The organism is Aeromonas sobria, from assembly GCF_000820145.1.
In the GTDB taxonomy this organism is placed as follows: domain Bacteria; phylum Pseudomonadota; class Gammaproteobacteria; order Enterobacterales; family Aeromonadaceae; genus Aeromonas; species Aeromonas sobria.
In genome coordinates this window covers 158,221-184,311 of record NZ_CDBW01000016.1, presented here as the reverse complement: position 1 = coordinate 184,311, position 26,091 = coordinate 158,221, and the positions used below count along the sequence as shown (strand labels likewise).

Here is a 26,091-nt window from a genome sequence, read left to right as displayed (position 1 = left end):
TCATCCACACTTATGCGCGATATAATCACCACCCAATCAGATTCAATCATCATTAGGCATGATATGACAGAAGCACATCGCCATAACGCCATTTTGGAATTGCTCAATCAGAAACGTCATCTGTCGGTCAACAGCATAATGCAAGCCTTTGATATCTCTCCGGCAACGGCTCGCCGCGATATCAACAAGCTCAATGACACCGGCAAACTGCGCAAGGTGCGCAACGGGGCCGAAGCCTTGATGCAGGTAAAAAAAGCCCACTGGTCTCCCCTCGACAGCAACGAAAACCTCAATCACAGCGACAATCACAGCGAAAAAGTGCGGATCGCCCAAGCAGCTGCGGATCTGATCAAACCCGGCGAAAGCGCGGTCATCAACTGTGGCTCCACCGCCTTCGTGCTGGGTCAGGAGATCTGCGGGCAGGATGTTCAGGTCATTACCAACTACTTCCCACTCGCCAACTACCTGATCGAGAATGACCATGACGGCGTGGTGATCATCGGGGGTCAATACAACAAGTCGCAATCCATCACCCTGGCACCGCAGGACGAGATCTCCTCCCTCTATGCCGGGCACTGGATGTTTACCAGCGGCAAGGGTGTCACCGCAGATGGTCTCTACAAGATGGATATGCTGACCGCCATGGCGGAGCAGAAGATGCTCAACCACGTCGGCCGACTGGTGGTACTGGCCGACAGCAGCAAGGTGGGACAACGGGCAGGCATGTTGTTTTGCGCTGCCAGCAAGATCGACATTCTGATCACCGGCAAGGATGCGGATAAAGCAGTGATCGAGCAGATCAAAGCCAAGGACGTGCAGGTCATTCTGGTGTGACCGCATGAGGAGCGGGAGAGGCATGATTCGCCACGCCTCTCCCGCCAAAATGCAAATACGAAAAAACCCAAGCGATTGAATCGCTTGGGTTTTCTCTTAATATGGCGGAGGAGGTGGGATTTGAACCCACGGATGGTCACCCATCGCCGGTTTTCAAGACCGGTGCATTCAGCCGCTCTGCCACCCCTCCGAACGGCGTGCATACTACGTCAATGGCCCGTTCATATGCAATACATATTTCCTGTGGGATAGTGTGCGGGAGCAAAATGGCAGGTGGCTTGAAATTGTTCCTCGTCATCCCTATTTGTTCTACATACAATGCGTATAACAAGCGGTAACAAACAGCGATCACGAGACGGCCGCTCGCCGCCTCACCCGGACATCAAGAGGACACCCAAGATGGATACCCGTTCTATCTTCACTGGCACCCAAAGTGCCGTACGTGATACCAACAAGGTGCTGCGTAACACCTATATGCTGCTCTCCCTCACGCTGGGCTTCTCTGCCGTAGTGGCAGGGGTCGCTACTGTGATGAACATGCCGCCGCTGCACTGGGCCGTATTCCTGATCGGCGTCTACGGTTTGATGTTCCTGACTCAGAAAAACCAGAATAACGGCATGGGTCTGGTATTCACCTTCGCCCTGACCGGTCTGATGGGCTACAGCCTGGGCCCGATCATCAACATGTACATGAACAATGGTGGTGGCGAGATCGTGATGACCGCCCTTGGCGGTACCGCGCTCACCTTCTTCGGTCTGTCGGCCTATGCCCTGACTACCAAGCGTGACCTCTCCTTTATCGGCGGCATGCTGTTCGTCGGTTTCTGGGTGCTGCTGGTGGCCATGGTTGCCAACATCTTCCTGCAGATGAGCGCCCTGAGCCTGGCTCTGTCCGCCATGTTCATGCTGTTCTCCTCTGGTGCCATCCTGCTGACTACCCAGCAGATCGTGCGCGGTGGCGAGACCAACTACATCTCTGCGACCGTCACCCTGTATGTCTCCATCTACAATATCTTCCTGAGCTTGCTGAGCCTGCTTGGCGGCAACCGCAACTAATCAGAGCAACCCCGCTTCGGCGCTGTCGCTGATACCCAACTCCCCACCCCATCGGTGGGGAGTTTTTTTTGCACGAGTGCATTGCTCGGGATAGGGCCGATCGCCGTTCAAACACCCTTTTCTTGGTCAAGCCAGGTGGTCTGCATCATACCGGGGCACGTTGCTGTATCGCCCGTTCTGCCCACCAGCCTGTCTCTTAAACGCGAATGATGATCAAGAGACAGGCACGCGGCGGGCTTTACCTTGCCAACGGCCACGGGTAGTGTGCTGGCAGCGCTTGCCCGAGGATGTCACCATGCCCTATGCCCTGCTCCCCACCCTCCCAAACACCTGTACCCCCGCCCAGATATTGGCTGAGGAGCAACACTGGCTGCGCGACTGTGCCCGCGACGGCCAGCCCCGCGCTCACCTTTGGCAAGCCCCCCAATGCCTGATTGTCACCCGCAAGGATACCCGGCTCCCCCATTACGAAGCCGCCTGCCAGCAACTTGCAGATGAAGGCTGGCCGGTACATGTGCGCGACAGCGGCGGCACCGCCGTGCCCCACGGGGCGGGCATTCTCAACCTCTCCTTACTGCTGCCTCGCACCACCACCGATCTCGCCCACTACTACCGGCTGCTGGGGGCGCCGCTGCTGACCCTGCTGGCGGAGTACGGCCTTGCGGGAAGCTATGACTTCGTGCCCGGCTCCTTTTGCGACGGTCAGTACAATCTGGTGATCGGGGGGCGCAAAATCACCGGCACCGCCCAGCGCTGGCTGGCGCCGGGGCAGGATCACCAGGGCGCCGTGCTGGCGCAAGCCATGCTGCTGGTGGCTGGGGATGTGGATGAGGGAACCAAGATGGCGAGCCGCTTCTACGAGTTGGCGGGCGGCGAACTGCGCTTTATGACGGGAACCTCCACCACGCTGGCAAGCTGCATTCGCTGGCGCGGTGGCGACCAGGCGTTGGTGGACAAGGTACGAGCACGTCTGGATAGCCTGTTGAGCGAGGGGCGATCCCCCTCACCCTGACCCTCTCCCAGAGGAGAGGGAACACGCCCGTCCATGGAAATAGCGCAGCGCACAAAAAAGCCACGACATCAGGTCGTGGCTTTGATTTCTTAAGGCTCATATCGCGGATCAAATCCCGCAACAGCACAACCAACTCAGGCGGTCTGCGGCTCCGGTTCAGCTTCGCCATCCAGATCCCGACCAAAGTAGGCGCGGGTCTCGGCAATCACCACATGGCGCAGGCCAATCAGGCCGATAAGGTTGGGCACCGCCATCAGGCCGTTAACGATATCGGCCAGCAACCAAATCATATCCAGATGGAGGAAGGCGCCGCTCGCCACCAGCGCCAGATAGATGACGCGGTAGGGCTTGATCGCCTTCACCCCGAACAGGTACTCGGTGCAGCGCTCGCCGTAGTAGTTCCAGCCCAGGATGGTGGTAAAGGCGAAGAACAAGAGGCCAATGCTCACCAGATACTGGCCAATATGAGCATCCAGTCCTTGCGCAAAGGCGGCGCTGGTCATGGCGGCACCGCTCAAATCACCACCCCATACCCCAGTCACTACCAGAGTCAGGCCGGTCATGGTGCAGATGATGATGGTGTCGATAAAGGTACCGGTCATGGAGACCAGCCCCTGCTCCACGCAGGAGTCAGTCTTGGCCGCCGCCGCCGCGATGGGCGCAGAGCCCAGCCCCGACTCGTTGGAGAAGACCCCGCGTGCCACCCCGGACTGGATCGCCAGCATGATGCTGGCGCCGACGAAGCCGCCGGTCGCCGCATGGCCGCTAAAGGCGCTCTCGATCACCAGCATGACGGCATCGGGCAGAGCACTGGCGTTGTTCACCAGCACGCCCAGACAGGCGACGATGTAGAAGATGGCCATGAAGGGGACCACCTTGCTCGACACGCTGGAGATGGACTGGATGCCCCCCAGGGTCACCAGCGCCACGATCAGGGTCAGCACCACGGCAGTCGCTTCACGGGGCACCGAGAAGGAGAGGCTCATGGCGTCGGAGATGGCATTGACCTGCGGGAAGGTACCGATCCCGAAGAAGGCCACGCCGATGCCAAACAGGGCAAACAGCTTGGCGAGCGGCTTGGAACCCAACCCCTTCTCCAGATAGTACATGGGGCCGCCAGCCATCTGGCCGTTGGCATCCTGTTCGCGGTATTTGACTGCCAGCAGGCACTCGGCGTACTTGGTGGCCATGCCGAACAGCGCCGCCATCCACATCCAGAACAGGGCTCCCGGGCCACCCAGCTTGATGGCGGTGGCAACCCCGACGATGTTGCCGGTACCAATGGTGGCAGAGAGGGCGGTGCACAGGGCGCCGAAGCTAGAGACATCCCCCTGCTTGCCCTGGCCCTGATCGCGGCCAAAGACCAGTCGCAGAGCGAGCGGCAAGCGCACCACCTGAAGCAGACCCAGACGCAGGGTGAGATAGATACCGGTCCCGACCAGCAGGATCAGCAGGGGCGGACCCCAGATAAAGCTATCGATGGCGGTTAACGCCGATTGAATTGATGACATGCATCCTCCTTAAAAAACAAAAATTAAGGAGGAGAAGGATGATCTTCCCATAGGTGTCGCGATCGGCCAGAGGCGATCGGATGCGGGCCAAGAACGTGTTCACACTCTTACTGCGAGGCCGTGATCAAGGCTCATGTGCAGCTCACTTATGTGGGACCGAGAGGCTCATGTATTCACATACACTCCGGTTCCTGCGCTGCTATTTACCTTGCTGACGACCTCTCGTGACAGATCGTGAACAGTTCCAAGCTCAGGTACAACCATCCCATCCCCTCTGTCCTTTTGCCTGAGAGTTTCCGACACCAGCCTGCCCTTGCGGGTAGTCATGGTGCCTTGCTCCTTCGGCGCCCGATCTAACGGGTCTCTCCAGAGTATCGTCCAGTAGCAGTCCACACCGGTTGCCCGGTACCTGAAAGATTTACTTCTTCGGTGGATGGTCCCCCATCGCTCTCCTGCTACCTTCATCCGAACTAGTTTGGATTAGGAAGCGGGCATGTTAATCCAAAAAATGTGAGCTGTCTCGCACTTGAAAACCCTCACTGGGATTTTTTAAGCGGCAGGCTGAGCACCAGCAAAAATGTTAAACATTAGTTAATTATCAATAAGTTAAAGATAAATGAGTAATGCGTGGCCCGAATGGGAATCCTGCCGGATAGAGAATCGTGCTCTCTCTCGTTTCGCCAAGAAAATCTTGCCAACATATCCAATCAAAATGCTTGCACACAGAATCAATAAGCCGATAATCCGGCGCATAACCAAGCACTTTGCCATCAATTTATGCACTGTGTTCGGTTGGTCCCACCGGACCGCTCGCCTGACCCGGCCGTCGCCGGTTCAATCGCATATGGCTTGGGCATATCACGCCCCCTAAGGATGACCAAAAGAGAATGAACGAGACTCTGGTTGCAAAAGATGTGGTTGCAAAAGATGTAGTCGCACAAGATTACCGTCAGCTGGTTGAACAATTCGGCTCCCCCCTGCTGCTGCTCGACAAGGCAGCTGTCCGCAAACAGTATCGGGCGCTGGCCGCCGCCCTGCCCGATGTACGATTGCACTATGCACTCAAACCCCTGCCCCACGAGGCAGTGGTCGCGGTATTGAAGGAAGAGGGGGCCTGTTTCGACCTGGCCACCAATGGCGAAGTGGATCTGGTGCGCAGTCAGGGAGTTCGCCCGGGACGTTGCATTCATACCCATCCCATCAAACGCGACAGCGATATCCGTTATGCGCTGGAGTTCGGCTGCACGGTGTTTGTCTACGATAACCCGCTGGAGCTGGAGAAGTTCATTCCCTACAAGGACGAAGTGAAACTGCTGCTGCGGGTCAGCTTCCCGAACCCGGAGACCAAGGTCGATCTCTCCAAAAAGTTCGGCTGCACCCCAGAGCAGGCGCTGCCGCTGCTGCAACTGGCCCACGCCAAGGGCCTCAAGGTGATGGGGCTGTCGTTCCACGTCGGCTCCCAGGTGCCCCACTCACGACGCCATGTACAGGCTATCGATGCCTGCCGTGAGATCATGGAGCAGGCTTGGGATCTCGGGCTCAAGCCCTGGGTGCTGGATATCGGCGGCGGTTTCCCGGTCGACTATGAGGGGGGCGAGTTCGACATCGACGGCTTCTGCGCGCCGATCCGCGAGGCGCTGGCCAAGCTGCCCGCCACCGTACAGAAGATTGCCGAACCGGGCCGCTTCATCAGCGCACCGGCCATGACTTCGGTGGCCAGCGTGATGGGCAAAGCCCACCGCGGCGACAAGATCTGGTACTACCTGGATGACGGCCTCTACGGCAGCTACAACGGCCAGCTCTATGACCACGTCACCTATCCGGTGAGCACCCCCTATGCCAACGGCGATCAGCACAATTCGGTGCTCTCTGGCCCCACCTGCGACAGCGTGGATGTGATCCGCGAGGGCATCATGCTGCCGGATCTCGCCATCGGCGAACTGGTGATTGGCAAGGTGATGGGTGCCTACACCTGGGCATCGGCTTCGACTTTCAACTTCTTCCCCAAGGCGAGCATCCTCATTCTGGACAGCAGCCAGAAGGGGCAGAAGCTGGTGGCAGTGGCCTGAGCGAACGGCTCAGCAACCAAACCGCTCACCGGGCAAAAACAAGAGGGGGAAGCTTGAGCTTCCCCCTCTCTCATTTCACCGGCACCGGTCAGATAAACTGACTGGTCAGCAGCCAGCCGGTGTAGGCGACGAAGCAGCTCAGCAGCACGCCCCCCTCCAGCCGGTTGATGCGGCCTTGTCCCTTGCGGCCCAGACACATCACCAGCAACAACAGGGTCAGCCCCATCATGACGGTCCAGTCACGGGTAAGCACCTCCGGGGCCACATCGAGGGGGTGAATACCCGCCGCAATCCCCACCACCGCCAGGGTATTGAACAGGTTAGAACCGATCACGTTGCCCAGCGCCAGGTCGTGCTCATTCTTGCGAATGGCGATCAGCGATGACGCCAGCTCCGGCAGCGAAGTACCAATAGCGACGATGGTGAGACCAATCACCAGGTCACTGATGCCAAATGCCTGAGCGATGGTCACCGCGCCCCATACCAGCAAACGGGAGGCGCCGATCAGCAGCACCAACCCGACAATGAGCCAGAGAATGGCGCGCTTGAGGGACATCCCCTCGCTCTCGATATCCTCGGCGGTCTCGGTATCCAGCGCATCTCCCTTGCCCCTCATGCCAGCCCAGATTGACCAGCCCATCAGACCAACAAACGCCACACCCAGAATGGCCGCATCCATCCGGCCCAAATGACCATCGAGCAGCAGGGCGCCGGAGAGCAGGGTAATGCCGAGCAGGATAGGGATCTCCTTGCGCACCACCTGAGAGGCGACCGCGATCGGGCTAATCAGGGCAGTCAGACCCAGGATCAAGGCGATATTGGTGATGTTGGAACCATAGGCATTACCCAGCGCTAACCCGGGATTACCCTGGGAGGCGGCCAGTGCCGAGACCACCATCTCGGGGGCCGAGGTGCCAAAACCGATGATCACCATACCGATCAGCAGCGGCGGCATACCCGCATAACGGGCGGTCGCCGCAGCGCCATCGACAAACTTGTCTGCACTCCAGACCAGCAGCGCCAGTCCGGCAATCAGGGCAACAAAAGCCAGGGTCATAATCTCTCCATCCCATCGCCAGAAAATAGCAGAGCCAGACTCGGGGCCTGGCTCTGCCATCAAAGGTGGTCAAGTGTAACGGGCAAACCTCCCATTTCAAGAGGAAATCAAACCGTGATTAACATTTCATAGCGCAGCCAGCAGGCTCGCCGCATCGGAAACCTCAAACTTGCCGGGCGCCTCCACAAACAGCTGCTCGACCACGCCATCGTTGGCAATCAACGCAAAGCGCTGGGCGCGGATGCCGCCGAAGGCGCCGGTATCCTTGGCAAGACCCAGTGCCTGGGTCCAGCTGCCATCGCCATCCGCCAGCACGGTGATCGCCTCGGCATTCTGGGCCACTTGCCAAGCCCGCATCACAAAGGCGTCGTTGACCGAGAGGCAACAGATGGCATCCACCCCTTTGGCCATGAACTGATCAACCAGCACCACGTAACCCGGCAGATGAGCATTGGAGCAGGTGGGAGTAAAAGCGCCGGGTACCGCAAACAGCACCACTTTTTTACCGGCAAACAGCGTGTGGCTATCCCGCAGCTGCTTGCCCTCGGCGGTGATAAAGGTAAATTCGCCCGCAGGCAGGGGTTGTCCTACAGCAATCATGGGTTCTCGTCCTGAGTCGTGGTGGAAAGTGGCCAGTTTATCCCAGCGTGATGACGTCGCCTAACCGGTACACGGAGCAGGGCCACAGATGGCGGCAGGCATTTTTCCCTTGGGCAGACTACTCTTGAGCAGGTTTCACGGCGCCAGGAGGCCCCATGCAACACTACTACGATGGTCTGGAAATTCGTCCCCCCACCATGCGCGAACAGCAACAACTGGACCAGCTCAATCATCAGCTTACCCATGTCAGTCAATACTGCGCCGGTTACTCCAGCGCCTACCGCCAGTGCCGCCTCGAGGATCTGGCTGAGCTGGCCACCCTCCCGCTGCTCGATAGCAAAGAGCTGTTTGCCGCCCAGCAGGCTCATCCCCCCTTCGCCGGTCTCACCGGTCGGCCAGCCAGTCAGGCGCTGCGGGTCTTCTCCTGTCCGGGCCAGCTGGCCATCCCCGAGTATGCCGGGGCGGACTGGTGGGGCGCCGCCCGGGCGCTGTTTGCCGCCGGTTTCAAGGCGGGGGAGGTGATGCTCAACGGCCACGACTATCACGCTGGCCCTACGGCCTTTATCTTCGATAACGGTGCCCGCCAGCTGGGGGCCCCTGTGGTACCGTGCGGGCCCCACGATACCCAGCACCAACTGGAGGCGCTGCTGCGCTATCAACCCACCGGCTATGTCGGCCCGCTGGTGACCCTGCTCGACCTGCTGGAGGCTGCCGAGGCGGCGGAGATCCCGACCGACTCATTGCGCCGCGCCCTGCTGTGCGAAGCCACCCATCCTGAAACCGCGCCACTGCGCGCCATTCACGGCATTGCGGCCCTCAACTGTCTGGTGTGGCAAGATATTGGGGTGGTGGCCTATGAGAGCCAGCCCGGTCAGGGCTTTATCGTCAACGAGAGTTGTATCGTCGAGATAGTCGATCCCGCCAGCGGCGAACCGGTGAGCGGCGACGAAATCGGCCAACTGGTGGTGACTAGGCTCGATCTGGAGTATCCCCTGCTGCGGCTGCTCACCGACTGGCAAGGGCACTGGCTCGCCAAGCCGAGCGCTTGCGGGCGCACCAACCGACGCCTCAAGCTGGTGTAGCAACCCACAGAGATGCACAAATGCAAAAATGCAAACGGGCAGCCATCAGGCTGCCCGTCTTGTCTCTGGCGAGGAGAATGTCTGAAGTTGGTCAGCGCCTCGCCTGCCAGGTGGCGATGGCGAGCAGGGAGTCAGGGGTAAACTCGGTGGCGCGCTCGGCAATCTCGGCCAGGCTCATCCAGTGCACCGCGCTCACCTCTTCGGCCTGCAGTTGCAGCGGTCCCTGATAGCGGCAACTGAAGAGGCCGCCCCAGACCCGGTAGCCCTCCCCTTCGGCATAAAAGCTGCCAAAGCCCTGCAGGGGAACATCCATAATCCCCAGCTCCTCGGCCAGCTCGCGCCGGGCGGAGAGCTCCATCTCCTCACCGGTCGTGACCACACCACCGGCGCAGGCATCCAGCATGCCGGGGCAGAAATCCTTGCTGAGGGTGCGCCGCTGCACCAGGATCCGATCCGCGTCGTCGAGCACCAGAATATAGCTGGCGCGATGGCAGAGATTCTCCCGCCGCACCTTGGCTCGCTCGGCCACGCCAATCACCCGGTTATTCCCGTCCACCACATCAACCCATTCCACGCGCAGACCCTTTTGTTCGTTCCATTCAAGCCCGCAGTATATCGGTGCAGCCCTTTGTCATGGCACTACTTTTTCTGCCGGGGCGGCTCTTTTTCTGGCTCCCATCGCCAGAGTGAGGATTCATGCAAATCTTTATAAAGCGTCATCTCAGTGTCATCAAGTGACACCATAGTGTGCCCTGTCCAGGCAATCAGGGAACTTGTGATGAAGGTGTTCAAGCAGTTATCCCCACGGCAGATCGCTCGCTACATCAAGAGCTTTCACCGAGGCTATTTTGCCATCGAGTCGCTGGGGACATTTGAATTCAACGCGGGCAGGATCAGCCTCCATGGCTTGACCTGTCGCCAGCGGCTAAGGCTGGCTCGCCAGATCAATCAGGCCGTCAGCCAGCTTGGTCACAACGAGCTGTTGCCGGACATGTGAGTCAAAGGGTCTTGCCCTACTGTCTGTTGTGCATCCATGCTTTGCCCGCCGGCTAGTCGCCGCGCGGGCCGTTTTCGATGTCGGTAATCATGCCGTTGCGCACCGTCACAAAGCGCATGAACTCGTTCTTGCCGAAGTTGTAGGTCCAGCGCTCGCCATATCTGACCTGCACCAGGTTGCCAAACTGGTTCTCTTCATTGCGGTTGAGCTCTTCGCGCAGCATCGGCTCACCGCACTTGAGCAACATCTCGGCGGTGGTATCCCCTTCGGTGATAAGGGCGTTTTTGCAACGCATGGCATCGGCACTGGCCGGAATGCTTAACAGCAGCAGGGTGAGTGCCGCCACGTTCTTCATCTTGTTCATCGGGTACCCCTTATCCTGTCCAATGAGTCGCAGTATGCCTGTTCCTGTTGCTGAAAAAACCGGTCAATGGTGCAAAATAGCGCTCCCCCGAGCTCTCGCAGCATGGTGGTCACGACACCGGCTGTCTATCGGGCTGCACTAAAACAAACGGCGACCCGAAGGTCGCCGTTTGCATCAAACTAGCAGGATCACAGGATGTCCAGCAGCTCGACTTCAAATACCAGTGCAGAGTAGGGCGGGATGGAACCAGCGCCACGGGCACCGTAGGCCAGATCGTGGGGGATGTAGAGCTTCCACTTGGAACCAACCGGCATCAGCTGCAGCGCTTCAACCCAACCAGCGATCACGCCGGTTACCGGGAATTCAGCTGGCTGGCCACGGGCGACTGAGCTGTCGAATACGCCACCGTGGGTGAAGGTACCGTGGTAGTGCACACGAACAGACTGACCGGCTACCGGTACAGCACCGTTGCCCTCAACCATTACTTCGTACTGCAGACCGGAGTCGGTCACCTTCACTTCGCCGCGCTTGGCGTTGTCAGCCAGGAAGGCTTCGCCATCGGCAGCAGCGGCCTTGGCAACGGCTTCTTGCTCTTCCTGCATGCGCGCGGTGATCACCTGAAAGGCATCATTGACATCGTCACGGCTGACCGCGAACTCCAGACCATTGAGCGCATCTGCCAGACCTTGTTGCAGAGCTGGGATATCCAGACCGGCGAACGCTTGCTGCGCCAGTTGCTCACCCATGTTGCGGCCGATGCCATAGCTGGCCTTCTGTTCGATAGAGTCGTATTGGGACATTGAGATGTTGCTCCAGATCCATGTAGTAAAGAGGCGGGATAATATCAGACTTTTAGCCGGGGTGCTGCCGGGGACGCCCCTGATTTCCCCGTCAGTGGGAGGAACTTCACACAAGAAGCGGATGAACGCCGCCCAACGGCGGCGATCTGCTTAACCGCGATCCAGCAAGGCTCTGACTGCAGCAACTTTACCACCGTCAGTGATATTGACCCCGTACGGAGGGACACCATGCCACCACGCAGCTTTCCTCACGCCTTACTTCAGTAGAGCGCGTACCGCAGCCACTTTGGCGCCATCGGTGATATTGACCCGACCGTCATCCGAGGTGCCCATGTTTACACCGTGAGGCACCATGCCACCGCGCCAGCCCATGCCGGACATATGCACTTCGCTTACTCCGGTGAACTCGATGATGGTACGCACGTTGTCGGCATTGACCCCGGCCCCCGGCATCAGGCTGGCGCGCCCCGCCAGCGCCTGCTGCATCACCTGCAGGGTTTCCAGCCCCGCCAGCGCGGTCGGTGCATGGCCCGAGCTCAAAATGCGTTCGCAACCGGCAGCGACTATGGTCTCCAGATCCAGTCGCCAGTCGGAGGATAGGTCGATGGCGCGATGGAAGGTGACTCCCAACGGACCGGCTGCATCCACCAGCAGTTTGAGCTTGGCGGCAGGCACCCGCCCCTCCTCATCCAGCAACCCGACCACTACCCCTTGCAGGCCGGCAGCGCGCGCCGCCGCGATATCCAGCAGCATCATCTCGAACTCGCCGTCGTTGAAGCAAAAATCCCCGGCGCGTGGGCGGATCATGGCGTAAACCGGCACGCTGGCGTGGCGGGCGGCCAGCTGCATAAAGCCATAAGAGGGGGTCAGGCCACCCAGCCCCAGCGCAGAACAGAGCTCGATGCGATCCGCCCCGGATTGCTGGGCGGTAAAGAGGGATTCCAGGTTGTCGATACAGATTTCAAGACGGGTCATGAGGACTCCTTTTTCGGGGAGATCAGACCCCACATCTGATCTCATAGATTGAGCAAGGCTGCGCCACGCACACCACCGGCGCCGCCAAAGCGGGCCTGGCGGATCTCGGGCAGGGCAACACCGGGCAACAAATGGCCCGGCAGGCGCAGCGGCAACTGTTCATAGAGGGCAGGCAGACCACTCAGGCCGCCCCCCAACACCACCACCTCGGGATCAATCACCGAGATAGCGGTGGCAAGTCCGGCAGCCATGATCTCCAGCCAGCAGTCGATGGTTGCGACCGCATGGGGCTCATTTGCCTCGAAGCGTCCCACAATCTGGTGACCCGTGGCGCGCTGGCCATGGAAATGGTGATAGAGACGCTCCAGACCGGTGCCGGATGCATAGGTTTCAAAACAGACCAGACGGCCGCAGCCGCAACGGGGACGGGGCAATTCGGGGTACTTCATCAGCATGGTGGCGGGCAAGGGGTAGTGGCCAATCTCGCCAGCCAGCCAGTTACGGCCCTGGATCAGCGTGCCCGCCAGATAGACGGCGCCGCCAATACCGGTACCGATGGTGACACCGAGCGCACTGCCTGCACCGTCGGCAGCCCCCTGATGCACTTCGGACCAGAGGAAGCAGTTGGCATCGTTCTCAACCTTGACCGGTCGCCCGAGCAGCTCCGCCAAGTCAGCCCCCAGATGACGACCATTGATGGAGGGCAGATTGGCCGCCACTATGCTGTGGTCATGACTGTTGATGATGCCTGGAAAACCGATGCCAACCGAGCCTTTGGCGCCGAAGCGGGTATCTGCCTGCTCGACCCGAGACTGGATAAGCTGCTGCAACCCCTCATAATCGTTGCCGGGGGTGCTCATTCGCTCTTCATGGCAGAGGTTCAACCCGCCGTCATAGACCGCGAAGGCGATCTTGGTTCCACCGATATCAAAGCCGTAATACATGCCAGCACTCCCTTGTCAGCCCGTGTTTATCCCGATCTGTTCTGGGGTGACATTGTATTAATTCGCAAAAAAAATAAAGTGACCGGGGGCGAAAAACGGGAGAGTGTTCAGAGCAAACGGCTCATTTGTCGCTGCAGGCAGGCGTGCCCAAGGCTTGTCAGGGTGCGCTCCTCGCCGCCAAAGACGAAGCCGCGACGCAGGTAGAATCCCTCGCCAATGTGGTTACCATCGAGCAGCCACAACTTGACGCAACTGCAACCGGCGCGGCGCATCTGCATCGCCACCGTCTGCCACAGCCGCTTGCCGTAGCCTTGCCGCCAGTGATCAGGGTGAAGGTAAAATGCGCGGATCAGGGCACGGGTCTGCCCCTCTTCCTGCAGCGGCTGCCAGTAGAGCAGGCCGATCACCACCTCATCAAGGCAAAGCAGCATGGGTCGTGGGCCCGGCTCGGCCAGACGGCCCTGCCAGATCTGCAGATGAGCGGTGACATCGAGCTGCTCCAGCATGTCGGCGCCGAGCACCTGACCATAAGCCGCGAGCCAGCTGGCTCGCTGCATCACCGTCATGGCGGCGGCATCTTCACTGCGCGCCATGCGCAAGCTTATGCCTTGCATTGGGGCACCAGACCGTTGGCGCGGGCCTGCTCATAGAGCGGCTGCACTTGCGCCTGTTGTGCCTGCAGTTCCGCGATACGGTTCTCGTTGCTGGGGTGGGTAGAAAGCAACTGTGGCGGCGCGTTGCCACCGGCAGCAGCACTCATGTTCTGCCACAAGGGAACGGCTTCTGCAGGGTTAAAACCGGCACGGGCCATCAGCTCCAGTCCCAAACGGTCGGCTTCGCTCTCCTGAGTACGGCCATAAGGAAGCATCACCCCCACCTCGACCCCAAGGCCGAGCGCCGCCATGGTGGCACCGCGATACTCGCTGGTGCCCATGGCGATGTCGGCTGCCGCCAGACCGATACCGGCCAGCTGGCTGCGAGAGAGCCGCTCGTTGGAGTGCTGGGCCAGCACGTGGGTCAGCTCGTGGCCAATAACGGTGGCGAGTTGATCCTGATTCTTGGCCACCTTGAGCAGGCCGCTGTAGACCCCGATCTTGCCGCCGGGCAGGGCGAAGGCGTTGACCTGCTTGGAGTCAAACACCACCACTTCCCAGCTGGTGATGCCATAGCTGGCAGGCACCTGGGCGGTCACCGCCTTGGCGACACAAGAGACATAGCCGTTGAGTTTGGCATCCTTGCTCACCTTCTCCTGCTTCTTCATCTGCTCGAAGGAGTCAGCGCCCAGCTGGCTCATCTGCTGAGGGGAGTAGAGCAACATCTGGCTGCGGCCGGTGGGTGACTGGGCGCAGGCAACCAGCAAAGAACTGCAGAGGGCAACCAGGCCAAACTTGGTGAGAGACGCAATCATGAGGGGATCCTTTGCCGTGACGTTGCCCTATTCTCGGAAATGCCGCCCTGCGACGCAAGAGAACCGGCCCCCGTCTGGTGTAAAAACCGCCAGCTCACGCTATTAACAACACTGATAATCGCCAAAAACAAAACGAGCCCGCTAGGGGCTCGCTTTATCACAACATGCAGGCAACTGACGCTTAGATGATGCCCAGCTTTTTCAGGTCAGCCTGCACCACTTTGGCTGGCACCGGTACATAGCCATCTTTGGCGACTATGCTCTGACCCGCCTTGGAGAGGATCATTTTGACAAACTCTTGCTCCATCGGGGCAAGGGGCTTGTTCGGATGCTTGTTCACATAAACGTACAGGAAGCGGGAGAGCGGATACTTGCCGGTGATGGCGTTGTCAGAGGTTGCTTCAATGAAGGTTTTGCCATCCTTGGAGAGCGGGACTGCACGCACACCGGAGGTGACATAGCCGATACCGGAGTAGCCGATACCGTTCAGGGAGGCAGAAACTGACTGCACCACGGAGGCAGAACCCGGCTGCTCGTTCACGCCGCTCTTGAAGTCGCCGTTACACAGGGCGTGCTCCTTGAAGTAACCGTAGGTGCCGGATACCGAGTTGCGACCGAACAGTTGCAGATCCTTGGAAGACCAGTTGCCATCCAGACCCAGATCAGACCACTTGGTGGCTGCCTTGGCTTCGCCGCACTTGAGAGTGCTGGAGAAGACAGCGTCAACCTGCTGCATGGTCAGCCCCTTGATGGGGTTGTCCTTGTTGACGAACACCGCCAGCGCATCGACCGCGACGCGGATAGCGGTCGGCTTGTAGCCGTAACGCTTCTCGAAAGCTTCCTCTTCGCCGGCCTTCATGGCACGGCTCATCGGGCCAAACTGGGCAACACCTTCGGTCAGAGCAGTCGGCGCAGTAGAAGAACCGGCGGCCTGGATCTGCACGTTGACGTTGGGATAAACACGCTTAAATTCTTCGGCCCAAAAGGTCATCATGTTGGCCAGGGTATCCGACCCGACAGAGGACAGGTTGCCCGAGATGCCGCTGGTTGGTGTGTAATCCGGCAGATCTTTATCCACACCGGCAGCCAGAGCGCTGACAGAAAACAGGGTTGCTGCGGTGAATCCGATTACACCAGCCAGTTTGTTGAGTTTCATCCAATCTCTCCAAAGTTACAGAAGGCGACTGCCTTGAGTTTCATTCTGTCCCCTCTATCAAAGATGACAGAAGGTTATTGCCAATACATGGCGCCGATTAACACTGTCTTGTGATGGTCAACCCGACTGAGTCAGTCAATCAGATCGTTGCGTTTCATTCAGGCTCTTCTGGCCAACATGGCAGAAGGTCTGCTCTTAAGACGGCGCCAGTATCTGACCTGGCAGTGACAAATTTATGGATTTAATGTGACACTTTAATGACATACCGAAAGATTCGAACAAATGAAAAGAGGGCCACGTTCAGTGGCCCTCTTGTTGCAGCTAACTCATTGCTATAAAAGACTATTTAATCACTACCATACGGCCAGGAATGAGAAAGCTGAAGCGGCTGCCAAGGCCGACCCGGCTCTCGATATCGAGCTGGCAGTCGTGATGACTGAGGGCGTGCTTGACGATGGCAAGGCCGAGCCCGGAGCCACCGGTGTGGCGCGAGCGCGCCTTGTCAACCCGATAGAACCGCTCAGTCAGCCGCGCCAGATGCTCGGGGGCGATTCCCTCCCCCTCGTCGCTCACGGCAAACAGCGCCATCGCCCCCTGCTTGCGCCACTCCACCGTGATCTTGCGCCCCGCTGGGGTGTAGTGAATGGCGTTGTACACCAGGTTGGAGACGGCACTGCGCATCTGCTCCTGATCCCCGCGCACCAACAGGTCAGGCTGTACCATAAATTCGATCTGGTGGGCCCGATCCCCCGACAGCGCCCGCGCCTCCTGCTCCAGCAGCCCCAACATGGCGGGCATGTCCACCAGATGGGAGAGATCCACGGTGGGCGCGGCCTCGATGCGCGACAACATCAGCAGCTGATTGACCAGATTATCCATCCGGATGGTCTGCTCCATCATCACCCTGTGTGCCTTGGCCCACATGGCGGGCGAGAGTGGTTCCTCGGCCATCTCCGCCGTCATTTCCAAATACCCCTTGAGCACGGTCAGCGGCGTGCGCAACTCATGGGAGACGTTGGAGACGAAGTGTTTGCGAGTCTTCTCGAGGCTGCGCAAACGGGTGACATCCCGCACCACCAACATCGCCTGATCCGAGGCGTAGGGCATGATCCGAAACTCGAGAAACTTCTCCTCGTTAATCGGGGAGTGCATCTCCAGCGGCTCGTCATACGCCCCCTTGCCCAGATAGGCGTTAAACGCCGGATTGCGAATGAGGTTGCCGATATGCTGACCAGAATCCTCCGGCCAGCGAAAACCGAGCAGCTGCTCCGCCAACCGGTTGCACCAGAGGATGCTGCCGTCGGTGCGAAACACCACGGCGGCATCGGGCAAGGCCTCGGCTCCCTCCCGAAAGCGGCGGATCAACCCCGCCAGCTCGCGGCGCCGGGCGCGGTGACGCTGCTGCAACTTGTAAATACCGTTGAAGATGTACTCCCAGCTGCCACTGCCGCTGGGGGGCACCAGGCTGCGATCGTGCCACAGCCAGTCAGATAGCCGCTTCTGGAAGCGATAGTGCCAGCCCAGATGAAGCACAGCGGCTACCAGCAAGCAGAGCGGAAGGTGATCAATCAACCAGCCAACCAATGCGAACGGCGTATAGAAGAACACCACCCGCCACAACTGTCGCCGCCAGGCGTAAGGTTGCAACATAACTGCCCCTAGAGACGGGTTGAGAAGCGGTATCCGGCTCCACGCACCGTCTGGATCAATCTGTCGTGCCCTGTCTCTTCAATCGCCTTGCGCAGGCGACGAATATGCACATCCACGGTTCTGTCCTCGACGTACACATTGGTACCCCAGACATTATTGAGCAGCTGCTCACGGCTATAGACCCGCTCGGGGTGGGTCATGAAGAAGTGCAGCAGCTTGAATTCGGTCGGCCCCATGTCGAGCGCCTTCTCTTCGGCACTGACCCGGTGGGAGACAGGATCGAGTTTCAGCCCCTGCACCTCGATCACCTCGTCCACCGAGGTGGGCGACACGCGGCGCATCACCGCATGGAGGCGAGCGGTCAGCTCCTTGGGAGAGAACGGCTTGGTGATGTAGTCGTCGGCACCGGCCTCCAGACCACGTACCTTGTCCTCCTCTTCACCGCGGGCGGTGAGCATCACCACCGGGATCTGGCGAGTCACCTCATCCTGCTTGAGCTGCTTGATAAACTGGATGCCACTGCCGCCCGGCATCATCCAGTCCAGCACGATGAGTTCGGGGTAAGGTTCGCACACCTTCGCCAGTCCATCGGCGTAATCTTCCGCTTCAATCGTCTCATATCCCTTTTGCTCCAGCACAAAGCAGAGCATTTCGCGGATCGGTGCTTCGTCCTCGACCACCAGAATTCGCTTAGCCATATCCCTTCTCTCTCCTGTGTGAAGATGGGTGCGCCAATTATTAGAACTTTATGTGACACTTTTATGACTTTATGACAGGCGGGATGATAAAGGTTTTCAGGTTCAGTTGGCAGCAGCCCGTTGCAGCAGGTCCCAGCGGTTGCCACTTATATCCTCAAACACCACCACTGTGCCGTAGGGCTCTTCGCGGGGCTGTTCACAAAAATGAACACCGTACGCCTGCATCCGCTGGTAATCCCCCCAGAAGTCATCGGTCTCGAGAAACAGGAAGACCCGTCCCCCGCCCTGCTGACCGATGGCGGCCTGCTGCTGTGCATTGGCCGCTTGCGCCAGCAGCAGCGCTGAACCGGGGGCGCCTTTGGGGGCAACCCGCACCCAGCGCTTGCCCGGTTTGCCCGGCTCATCAAGGCGGGTATCTTCCAGCAGCTCAAAGCCGAGCCCTTCGGTAAAAAAGCCGATGGCCTGGTCATAGTCGGCCACCAGCAGGGTCAGCGCCCCGATCGATTGTCTTGTCATCTTGCTCTCTTACATTCATTGGTTGTTCGGCGGTTGGCGGCGCGATAGTACTGCGGTCAGTTCACTTCCACCCGGTTGCGACCCCGCTTTTTGGCCTGATAGAGCGCCTCGTCGGCACGCTTGAGCAACAGCTCCAGCGGATCCCCCTCACGCTCGGCCACACCGAACGAGGCGGTCACCAGCAAGGCCGACGGCCAGTGAGGATCAGCCTCCAGCTTGGCACGCAGCCGCTCGGCCAGCGCACAGGCTCGCAGTTCGTCGTAATGGAGGCAGAGCAACACGAACTCCTCCCCACCCCAACGCACCAGATGGCAGAGCGGATCGCACTGCAGCAGGATCTCGCTGACCAGATGCTTGAGCACTTCATCCCCCACCGGATGGCCATGGGTATCGTTGATCTGCTTGAAGTGATCCACATCGATATAGATAACAGCGCAAGCCAGCTCACCTATCTCGGCCAGCAGTCGTTCACCCCCCAACCGGTTGAGGGCACCGGTAAGCGGATCATAACAGGCAGCCTCACGGGATCTGCGACTCTCTTCGCTCAGGGTGAGGTTAAGGGCCTCCACCTCCATTCGGATCTGATCGGCATGCTGCAAGCGCCGGGTCATCGAGAGGTGATGGATGACAAAGACCGCACAGCCATAGAGAAACCAGACCAGCAGGATCAACCGATAAAAGAGGGTGGCATCGAGCCAGGGTCCATGAAATTGCAGCTCCTCGATCACCACCCCGTGTTTACCGGGCGGCATCTCTGAACCCGCTACCACCTCGATGGCATAGACCCGAGTCAGATTCGCCCCCTGCTGTTGCAGCGGCACATTGAATTGCTTGATCCACCAGGTCGCCGGGGTGAATACATCCAGCGGCACCTCATGAGCCTTGCCGTAATCGGCCGGGCGAAAGATGATTTCGTTGAACTTGGGTTGCAACGGGTTATCCATCTTGCCGAACACCGGATTGTAGTTGCGCAGATAGAAGCGCCAATCCTGCGCCCCTTCTCCTGTCACGCTCAAACGAATATGGAGCATGTCAAAACGGGCGAGATTAATCCCCTGCTCACGCGACGTCAGGGTGAGGACCAAGCCGCAACTGGGATAACTGTCCGGACTGGCTGCCAGAATGCACTCAACCCCGGGGTTACCATCCGCCGAGGGGTGGTCACGCACCGACCCCGGCGCAGCATCCGCCGCCTGCTGTACGGTAACGGAGAGCGGCCATCCCTTCATATCTAGCACTCTTTCGGGGCCGAACTCGAACAGCAGGATGGAGCAGCCGGTCAACGCCAGCAGATACCAGAACAGCGACTCGGCAAAACGGGAACTGGAAGCGATCATGCTGACCCCATCGCGTCAATATGGAAACGCAGGCCACTGACTCGGGCAGAACCATTCATCTGCGAGCCCATCATGGCAGGCGATAACAAAACGCTATGATAACCCCTGGCACGACAAGAAACAGGTCACTTATCGAGGTGTGCGCAGATCATCGTCACCTTTTCCCACCATGGCGCCCCCCCGCTCTGCCGACTGCAGGCGATAACGTTGCGGCGAGCACCCCAACTCCCGGTTGAACATGGCGATAAAGGCCGAGGTAGAGCCGTAACCGAGCCGCCAGCTGATCTCCTGAATGGGCATGTCTCCCTTGAGCCAGGCCAGCGCCTTGAGCAGTCGCAAGCGCGACCGCCACTGACCAAAGCTCATCCCCAGCTCCCGCAGGCAACGCCGTGCCAGGGTACGCTCGGTGGTGTGCAGTTGCCCGGCCCACTGCGCCAGGGTGCGGGGATCGGCAGGATCGCTGTGCAGCGCTGCCAGCATGGGGGCCAGCAGCTTGTCCTGACTCATCGGCAGGTAATTCTCCTGACTGCGGGTACGGGTCAGTTTTTCTACCAGTAACTCGGCCTGATGCTGATCCCATGCATCCGCCATATGGCCTATCTTGCGTTCACAAAAATCGGCCAGCAGGGCCCGGATTAACGGTGTGAGCAACAGCAGTCTTGGCTCTGGCGGCAGCTTGGCCGCCAGCTGGTGGCTGACGTAGATGGAGGTGTAATCGAGGGCCTGCTCGTTGTAGGAGGTGTGATCGAGATCCGCCGGCACCCAGATCAGGTAGTCGGCTGGCGCCACCAGCCGCTGCTCCCCCAGCACTATCTCCATGATCCCCAGACTGATCATATTGAGCTGGCCCCAAGGGTGGGAGTGCAGCACGGTCGCGCTGTCGGCCAGCACCTGTTGATAGCTGAAATAGAGCGGATTGGGGGCGGGCAGATCGATATCTACCGGCTGATAGTGATGGGTTGCCATCAGCACTCCTTGTCAGCGAGAGGGAGGAGAGTCATCGATGCCGCGACCATCGGGCATGGCGTCTGGACGAGATAAGTGGCAACAACAAGATTCGGGTGAAACCAACGCCATTGAGTCGGGATAAGCAGTATCAGAAAGAGTTGTCTTTTCTGCTGGGTCATCTGTCTGTTTTACGCTACTTGATAATATAAAGACAATAGTAGACTTGGCCTCCTGATAATAAGGAGCATTGAATGCGAGTCTTTTCCCCCCTTCTCTTTCCGCTGATGGCGGTACTGATTTGGGCTACCAATACTGTGGTTTCCAAGGCTGCCGCCAGTGTCATCGACCCGGCCGCCATCTCTTTCTACCGCTGGCTGATCGCCGCCCTGGCGCTGACGCCATTCTGCCTGCCCCAGTTGTGGCGTCGCCGCCACGAAATCCGCCCCTGGTTTGGCAAGCTGCTGGTGCTGGCTGCGCTCGGCATGGTGCTGTTCCAGTGTCTGGCCTATTACGCCGCCCACAGCACCTCGGCCACCAACATGGGGGTGATCGGCTCGCTCATCCCGATGCTGACCCTGCTGTTGGGTGCCATGTTCTTTAGCCAGCACCCCGGCAAGCAGGCACTGGCTGGCATGCTCATCTCCCTGTTCGGGGTATTCTGGCTGCTGAGCAAGGGCCAGCCGCTGGCGCTGTTGCACGATGGCATCAATCCGGGGGATGGCATGATGTTGCTGGGCTCTGTCAGCTATGCCCTCTATGGTCTGCTGGTTCGCCGCTGGCATCTGCCGTTCGGCCCTTGGCTCAACCTCTATATGCAGATCCTGTTGGCGGTATTGCTGCTGATCCCGGTCGCCCTCTGCGCCGACTCGCTGGCGGTGCCTGCCGAAGGGTGGGGTCTGGTGCTGTTTGCCGGGCTGATCTCCTCCCTGATCCCCCCCTATTGCTGGATGCGCGCCATCGTCTGCCTCGGGGCCGCCCGTACCTCGGTCTTTATGAACCTGCTGCCGCTCTGTACGGCGCTCATCGCCGTCATCAGTCTGGGGGAGCCAATCCACGGCTATCACCTGCTGGGTGGCGGCCTCATCCTGGGTGGGGTGATGGCCTCCCAGCTGAAGAGACGTACGCCACTGGCCGAAAGCAACGCGACCTGATACCGCTCGTCATCAAGAAACAACAAGGGAGCCAATGGCTCCCTTGTTGTTTCTGCAATGCTTGCCAGTGGGCACCTCAACCCGCTCGGCGCCAGCGGTAGCGCCGCTCCGGCCGACCCCGCTGACCGTAGTTGAGATCCACATCCACCCGATCTTCCGACTCCAGATACTCCAGATAACGGCGCGCCGTGGTGCGGCTGAGGGACAGCCGCAGCGCCACAGTGTCGGTGGAGAAGACGTTGTCCGGTTCACCGGCCAGCAGATCCAGCACCTGACGCAAGGTGATGCTGTCGATCCCCTTGGGGGTGATACGAACCTCCTTGGGCTGGGAGCGGCCACCTTTGCCCAACAGCTTGTCGAGATCTTCCTGCTCCAGCCGACCCCGCTCACCCAGCTTGCGGTGCAGTTGCAGGATCTCGTCCAGACTCTGCTGGATGCGAAACAGCCGCAATGGCTTGATGACGTAGTCATGAACCCCCAGATTGAGGGCCTGCTGGATGGTCTCCACATCCCGCGAGGCGGTCACCATGATGACGTAGGCTTCGCGGTTGTGGCTGCGCAGACGGCTCACCCACTCTAGGCCGGAGCCATCGGGCAGGGAGACATCCACCAGCAGCAGTTGGGGCACAGCACCGGCCATCATGGCATCGGCCTGGGCCAAAGTACCGGCCCGGCCCAGCAGCGCGAAGCCTGACGTAGCCGCCACCAGCTCTGCCAAGATGGCACCGATCCGATCATCATCTTCAATAACAAGCGTGATTATTGGGTCCATGGCTCACATTAATTGGTTTTTATTCAAGTAGATACCAAACAGGGTGGTCTGCTCGGCGGTTCGTCGCCATTCTATCACACCCTCACGTCGCCCCACGGTCTCCTTGACCAGGAACAGGCCAACCCCGTGATCGCCGCTTTGGCGGCTCACCCCGTAATCGAACAGATGATCGGCCAGCTCTTCATCCACCCCTTCGCCGCTGTCCTCCACCTCGATCACCAGCCGCCGCCCCACATCGCAAAGAGAAAGCAACACCCGGGGCGGCCGCTGCTGCCGATTGCGCCAGGCCGCCTGCAGGCCGTTGTCCAACAAGTTACCAATGAGCGTGATGAGATCGGCCGAGACCGAGGCCGGATACTCCGCCAGCGCCGAGTCGGGATCGAGCTCCAGGGTCACCCCCAGCTCGCGGGCCCGGCTGAACTTGCCAAGAATAAGCCCCGCCACCGGTTTGTTGTCGATCAGCCGCAGCAGCTCCTGCAGCATGGTCTGGCACGCGTCGTTCTCCTGCTGGATCAGCTCCACCGCCTGATCCACGTGACCCAGCTGCAACAGGCCAGAAAGGCTGCTCAGCTTGTTGGCAAACTCGTGGCTCTGCATCCGCAGCATCTCGGCATACTGACGCAAGTGGGTCACCTGCACCCCCAGACTGGCGGCCACTTCAGGTCGGCTGAAGATCAGCAGCCGACCCGGTACCTTGCCCTGTACCGCCTGCCAACGACCAACGAAAGACTCCCCCTGAATGGTGAAACTCACCTCCCCGGCTTCCTGATCCAGACAGGGGGCAAGCGGCGGCACCAGCTCCGCCAGTGACTGCCCCAGCAGAGCGTGACGCCCGGTGGCCGGCAACCGTAGCTGATAGCTGGCGGTACTGTTGATCATGCTGATATGGCCGTGGCCATCGAGGGCAATCACCCCTTCGGTGATGTGCTCCAGCACCAGATCCTGCAGGGTGAAGCGCCGCACAATGGTCTCTGGCTCCAAATCAAGCAGGGTCTTGCGCAGCAGGTATTGCACCCAGAGCGCCAGCAGCAGGCCACACCCCAGCACCGCTACTATGGCGCTGATGAGCAGGGCCACCCGCTCCATATAGATACCCTCCACCTGCTGCATCAGATAACCGACCACCACAGCCCCCATGGTGCGGCCATCCGCCCCCAGCACCGGCGAGAAGCAGCGGATCGCCAATCCCATGGTACCCCGATCCTTGGAGCAGTAGCTGCGCCGCTCCTGCAACGCGGGCCAGATATCCTCGCCACGGAACTTCTGCCCCACCAGCTCCGGCTTGGGATGGCTGAGACGACGACCATGTTCGTCGGTCACCACCATATAGGTGGCGTCGGTGCGGCTACTGACGCCCTCCATATAATCCCGCAGAGTAGGATCACCGCCCTTGCGCAAGGCGGCTACCACCCGGGTGTCGGCCGCCATGACCCGGGCCAGATCGCTCCCCTTCTCCTGCAGGTTGCTCTCCAGCAGATGACGGATAAACAGGGCGAGCAGACTACCCAATATGAGGATCAGCAGCAGAGAGAGCCCGAGCGAAAGGGTGACCAGCTGATGGCGAAGTTTCATGCAAGAACCTTAAAACGTCAGGATGCGACCCAATAGTGCGGATGCCACCAGGTCTGGTCAATCAAAGGTGCCGGATCGCCACTAAAATCGGCCAATCCCTCCTCTCTGGCAACCAGTGCCACCGCGCTGGCGACCGCCCGGGCCACCTCCCCGACCTGTTCGATGGGGGGTAACAACCGCCCAGCCAGCAACGGATAGGCGCCGACCGCCCGCACTGCGGCCAGCAACATGCCATCGCTGATACGGCGCGCCTTGACCGCGCAGGCACCCAAACCAATGCCCGGGAAGACATAGACGTTGTTGCACTGGGAGACCACCCGCCGATCTCCTGCCACCGTCACCGGCGCAAAGGGGCTGCCGGTGGCCAGCAGGGCACGGCCTGCAGTGGCCTCCCATACCTGCTCGGGGGTAGCCTCGGCGCTGCGGGTCGGGTTGGAGAGCGGCAGGATCACCGGCTGCTCGCACACCTCCCCCATCGCCTGCAACACCTCACGGGTAAAGAGGCCACCCTGGCCGCTCACCCCGATCAAGACCGCCGGGCGCACTTGGCGGATGGTCTCCAGCAGCGAACTGCTCCCCTCCTCCACGGCACGGGCAAATGGCTGCTGGGCGCGGGTCAGGGTGGGGCGATCGCCACAAACCACCCCATCCTGATCAAACAGCCAGACGCCATCGCTGCCCCCCGCCAGCTGGGCCAGCATGGCGGCGATGCCGCAACCGGCCGAGCCCGCGCCGACAATCAGCACTGGGGCATCACGCAAAGAGGTGCCCGCCTGCTGCAAACCGGCCAGCACGCAGGCAGAAGCCACCGCCGCCGTGCCCTGGATGTCATCGTTAAACATGCAGAGCTCGTCCCGATAGCGGGTCAGCAGGTTGGCGGCGTGCTTGCCGGCGAAATCTTCAAACTGCAGCACCACCTGCGGCCAGCGCTTGCGAATGGCGGCCACCACCTGGTCCATGAAGTGGTAGTAGCTCTCGCCATCGATCCGCTGGGATTGCCAGCCAAGGTAGGAGTCATCCTCCAGCAGCTCGGGGTTGTTGGTGCCCACATCGACACAGAGCGGCAGGGTGCGCGCCGGGTTGATGCCGCCAGCAGCGGAGTAGAGCGCCAGCTTGCCGATGCAGATCCCCATGCCACCGATGCCGAGATCGCCAAGCCCCAGCACCCGCTCCCCATCGGAGATGACGATCACGTCCACCTCCTGCTCCACCGACTCGAGGATATCGTCCAGATCGTCCCGATCGTGCCAGGAGAGGTAGAGGCCGTGGCTGCGCAGATAGAGATCGCTGTGGCGCTGGCACGCCTCCCCCACCACCGGGGTATAGATGATCGGCAGCAGCTCCGGCAGGTGGTGGCGCACCAGATCGTAGAACAGCACCGGGTTGTCCTCCTGCAGCTGGCGCAGCAGCAGGTGTTGATCGAACGGGCTCTGCATGGCACTGACCAAGCGATAGATCCGCCGTCGCTGCTGGGAGAGGGACTCCTCTTTGTGGGGCATGCGGCCCCGCACGCCCTGACGCTTGCGTTCTGCATAGGGCAGGCTGGTGCCCATCATGATGTCGTTCATGTCTGTTTCCTGTA

The 26,091-nt window shown here is 60.0% G+C and carries 26 protein-coding genes, 1 tRNA gene and 2 riboswitches; of the genes, 7 read left to right on the top strand and 20 right to left on the bottom strand.

Going from position 1 to position 26,091, the window contains the following annotated elements:
• Positions 1-63 precede the first annotated feature (63 nt).
• The gene (gene ulaR, locus BN1135_RS07745; protein WP_042020142.1) at positions 64-834 is read left to right on the top strand and encodes an HTH-type transcriptional regulator UlaR; all 771 of its coding nucleotides are present in this window, start codon (positions 64-66) and stop codon (positions 832-834) included.
• A 102-nt stretch (positions 835-936) separates the two neighbouring features.
• Here ulaR and BN1135_RS07740 read toward each other — a convergent pair.
• Positions 937-1,024: transfer RNA gene (locus BN1135_RS07740), tRNA-Ser, on the bottom strand.
• A gap of 209 nt (positions 1,025-1,233) precedes the next feature.
• Between BN1135_RS07740 and BN1135_RS07735 the strand changes: the two genes are divergently transcribed.
• Positions 1,234-1,890 carry a Bax inhibitor-1/YccA family protein gene (locus BN1135_RS07735; protein WP_042020141.1) on the top strand — a complete coding sequence of 219 codons (657 nt, stop codon included), beginning with the start codon at positions 1,234-1,236 and terminating at the stop codon, positions 1,888-1,890.
• Between the two features lie 295 nt (positions 1,891-2,185).
• On the top strand, positions 2,186-2,902 hold the full coding sequence (locus tag BN1135_RS07730; RefSeq protein WP_042020140.1) for a lipoyl protein ligase domain-containing protein: 717 nt from the start codon (positions 2,186-2,188) through the stop codon (positions 2,900-2,902).
• Between the two features lie 134 nt (positions 2,903-3,036).
• On the opposite strand, the gene BN1135_RS07725 is transcribed toward BN1135_RS07730, so the two are convergent.
• Entirely contained in the window at positions 3,037-4,413 is a 1,377-nt protein-coding gene (locus BN1135_RS07725; RefSeq protein ID WP_042020139.1) for an alanine/glycine:cation symporter family protein, read from the bottom strand.
• A 264-nt stretch (positions 4,414-4,677) separates the two neighbouring features.
• A riboswitch (glycine riboswitch) is annotated at positions 4,678-4,793 on the bottom strand.
• A 5-nt stretch (positions 4,794-4,798) separates the two neighbouring features.
• Positions 4,799-4,878, bottom strand: a riboswitch (glycine riboswitch).
• Between the two features lie 422 nt (positions 4,879-5,300).
• Here BN1135_RS07725 and BN1135_RS07720 point away from each other — a divergent pair.
• The gene (locus BN1135_RS07720) at positions 5,301-6,482 is read left to right on the top strand and encodes a type III PLP-dependent enzyme (protein ID WP_042020138.1); all 1,182 of its coding nucleotides are present in this window, start codon (positions 5,301-5,303) and stop codon (positions 6,480-6,482) included.
• An 88-nt stretch (positions 6,483-6,570) separates the two neighbouring features.
• On the opposite strand, the gene BN1135_RS07715 is transcribed toward BN1135_RS07720, so the two are convergent.
• Both BN1135_RS07715 and BN1135_RS07710 read right to left on the bottom strand, forming a co-directional pair.
• A complete protein-coding gene (locus tag BN1135_RS07715; RefSeq protein WP_042020137.1) occupies positions 6,571-7,539 on the bottom strand; it encodes a calcium/sodium antiporter in 969 nt (322 codons plus the stop codon).
• 126 nt (positions 7,540-7,665) lie between these two features.
• A complete protein-coding gene (locus tag BN1135_RS07710; RefSeq protein ID WP_042020136.1) occupies positions 7,666-8,139 on the bottom strand; it encodes a peroxiredoxin in 474 nt (157 codons plus the stop codon).
• 155 nt (positions 8,140-8,294) lie between these two features.
• Between BN1135_RS07710 and BN1135_RS07705 the strand changes: the two genes are divergently transcribed.
• Positions 8,295-9,221 (top strand): phenylacetate--CoA ligase family protein, encoded by a 927-nt coding sequence (locus tag BN1135_RS07705; protein WP_042020135.1) that lies wholly within the window; start codon positions 8,295-8,297, stop codon positions 9,219-9,221.
• Positions 9,222-9,312: 91 nt separating this feature from the next.
• Here the strand turns inward: BN1135_RS07705 and yfcD are convergent, their stop codons facing one another.
• Positions 9,313-9,795, bottom strand: a complete 483-nt coding sequence (gene yfcD / locus BN1135_RS07700; RefSeq protein WP_042020134.1) for an NUDIX hydrolase YfcD — start codon at positions 9,793-9,795, stop codon at positions 9,313-9,315.
• Between the two features lie 204 nt (positions 9,796-9,999).
• Between yfcD and BN1135_RS07695 the strand changes: the two genes are divergently transcribed.
• Positions 10,000-10,218: a DUF1107 family protein gene (locus tag BN1135_RS07695; RefSeq protein ID WP_042020133.1), complete on the top strand. Its 219-nt coding sequence runs from the start codon at positions 10,000-10,002 to the stop codon at positions 10,216-10,218.
• A 52-nt stretch (positions 10,219-10,270) separates the two neighbouring features.
• Here the strand turns inward: BN1135_RS07695 and BN1135_RS07690 are convergent, their stop codons facing one another.
• The 12 genes from BN1135_RS07690 to BN1135_RS07635 all read right to left on the bottom strand — a co-directional run bounded on the left by BN1135_RS07690 (position 10,271) and on the right by BN1135_RS07635 (position 21,032).
• Complete coding sequence (locus tag BN1135_RS07690; protein ID WP_042020132.1) at positions 10,271-10,582, bottom strand: DUF2845 domain-containing protein; 312 nt, start codon at positions 10,580-10,582, stop codon at positions 10,271-10,273.
• Positions 10,583-10,770: 188 nt separating this feature from the next.
• Complete coding sequence (locus BN1135_RS07685) at positions 10,771-11,382, bottom strand: BamJ family beta-barrel-assembly machinery protein (RefSeq protein WP_042020130.1); 612 nt, start codon at positions 11,380-11,382, stop codon at positions 10,771-10,773.
• A 255-nt stretch (positions 11,383-11,637) separates the two neighbouring features.
• Complete coding sequence (locus BN1135_RS07680) at positions 11,638-12,357, bottom strand: copper homeostasis protein CutC (RefSeq protein ID WP_042020129.1); 720 nt, start codon at positions 12,355-12,357, stop codon at positions 11,638-11,640.
• A 41-nt stretch (positions 12,358-12,398) separates the two neighbouring features.
• Positions 12,399-13,301, bottom strand: coding sequence for an ROK family protein (locus BN1135_RS07675; RefSeq protein ID WP_042020127.1), 903 nt, complete (start codon positions 13,299-13,301; stop codon positions 12,399-12,401).
• Between the two features lie 107 nt (positions 13,302-13,408).
• Positions 13,409-13,915 (bottom strand): GNAT family N-acetyltransferase, encoded by a 507-nt coding sequence (locus BN1135_RS07670; RefSeq protein ID WP_042020126.1) that lies wholly within the window; start codon positions 13,913-13,915, stop codon positions 13,409-13,411.
• Positions 13,903-14,709, bottom strand: a complete 807-nt coding sequence (locus BN1135_RS07665; RefSeq protein ID WP_042020125.1) for a M48 family metallopeptidase — start codon at positions 14,707-14,709, stop codon at positions 13,903-13,905. Before BN1135_RS07665 ends, BN1135_RS07670 begins: the two co-directional genes overlap by 13 nt.
• Positions 14,710-14,890: 181 nt before the next feature.
• Positions 14,891-15,865 carry a PstS family phosphate ABC transporter substrate-binding protein gene (locus BN1135_RS07660; protein ID WP_042020124.1) on the bottom strand — a complete coding sequence of 325 codons (975 nt, stop codon included), beginning with the start codon at positions 15,863-15,865 and terminating at the stop codon, positions 14,891-14,893.
• Positions 15,866-16,207: 342 nt separating this feature from the next.
• Positions 16,208-17,515 carry a phosphate regulon sensor histidine kinase PhoR gene (gene phoR / locus BN1135_RS07655; protein WP_042020122.1) on the bottom strand — a complete coding sequence of 436 codons (1,308 nt, stop codon included), beginning with the start codon at positions 17,513-17,515 and terminating at the stop codon, positions 16,208-16,210.
• Between the two features lie 8 nt (positions 17,516-17,523).
• Positions 17,524-18,213: a phosphate regulon transcriptional regulator PhoB gene (gene phoB, locus BN1135_RS07650; RefSeq protein WP_042020121.1), complete on the bottom strand. Its 690-nt coding sequence runs from the start codon at positions 18,211-18,213 to the stop codon at positions 17,524-17,526.
• Between the two features lie 102 nt (positions 18,214-18,315).
• On the bottom strand, positions 18,316-18,729 hold the full coding sequence (locus BN1135_RS07645; RefSeq protein WP_042020120.1) for a VOC family protein: 414 nt from the start codon (positions 18,727-18,729) through the stop codon (positions 18,316-18,318).
• Between the two features lie 56 nt (positions 18,730-18,785).
• A complete protein-coding gene (locus tag BN1135_RS07640) occupies positions 18,786-20,066 on the bottom strand; it encodes a GGDEF domain-containing protein (protein ID WP_042020119.1) in 1,281 nt (426 codons plus the stop codon).
• A gap of 129 nt (positions 20,067-20,195) precedes the next feature.
• On the bottom strand, positions 20,196-21,032 hold the full coding sequence (locus tag BN1135_RS07635; protein WP_042020118.1) for a helix-turn-helix transcriptional regulator: 837 nt from the start codon (positions 21,030-21,032) through the stop codon (positions 20,196-20,198).
• Between the two features lie 233 nt (positions 21,033-21,265).
• On the opposite strand from BN1135_RS07635, the gene BN1135_RS07630 reads away from it, so the two are divergent.
• A complete protein-coding gene (locus BN1135_RS07630; RefSeq protein ID WP_042020116.1) occupies positions 21,266-22,165 on the top strand; it encodes a DMT family transporter in 900 nt (299 codons plus the stop codon).
• A gap of 76 nt (positions 22,166-22,241) precedes the next feature.
• Here BN1135_RS07630 and BN1135_RS07625 read toward each other — a convergent pair whose 3' ends face one another.
• From BN1135_RS07625 to maeA, 3 genes are read right to left on the bottom strand one after another with little or no spacing between them, the layout of a single operon-like run.
• A complete protein-coding gene (locus BN1135_RS07625) occupies positions 22,242-22,937 on the bottom strand; it encodes a response regulator (protein WP_042020115.1) in 696 nt (231 codons plus the stop codon).
• 3 nt (positions 22,938-22,940) lie between these two features.
• Positions 22,941-24,509 (bottom strand): ATP-binding protein, encoded by a 1,569-nt coding sequence (locus BN1135_RS07620; RefSeq protein ID WP_042020113.1) that lies wholly within the window; start codon positions 24,507-24,509, stop codon positions 22,941-22,943.
• Positions 24,510-24,526: 17 nt separating this feature from the next.
• Complete coding sequence (maeA, locus tag BN1135_RS07615) at positions 24,527-26,077, bottom strand: oxaloacetate-decarboxylating malate dehydrogenase (RefSeq protein ID WP_042020111.1); 1,551 nt, start codon at positions 26,075-26,077, stop codon at positions 24,527-24,529.
• Positions 26,078-26,091: the final 14 nt, after the last annotated feature.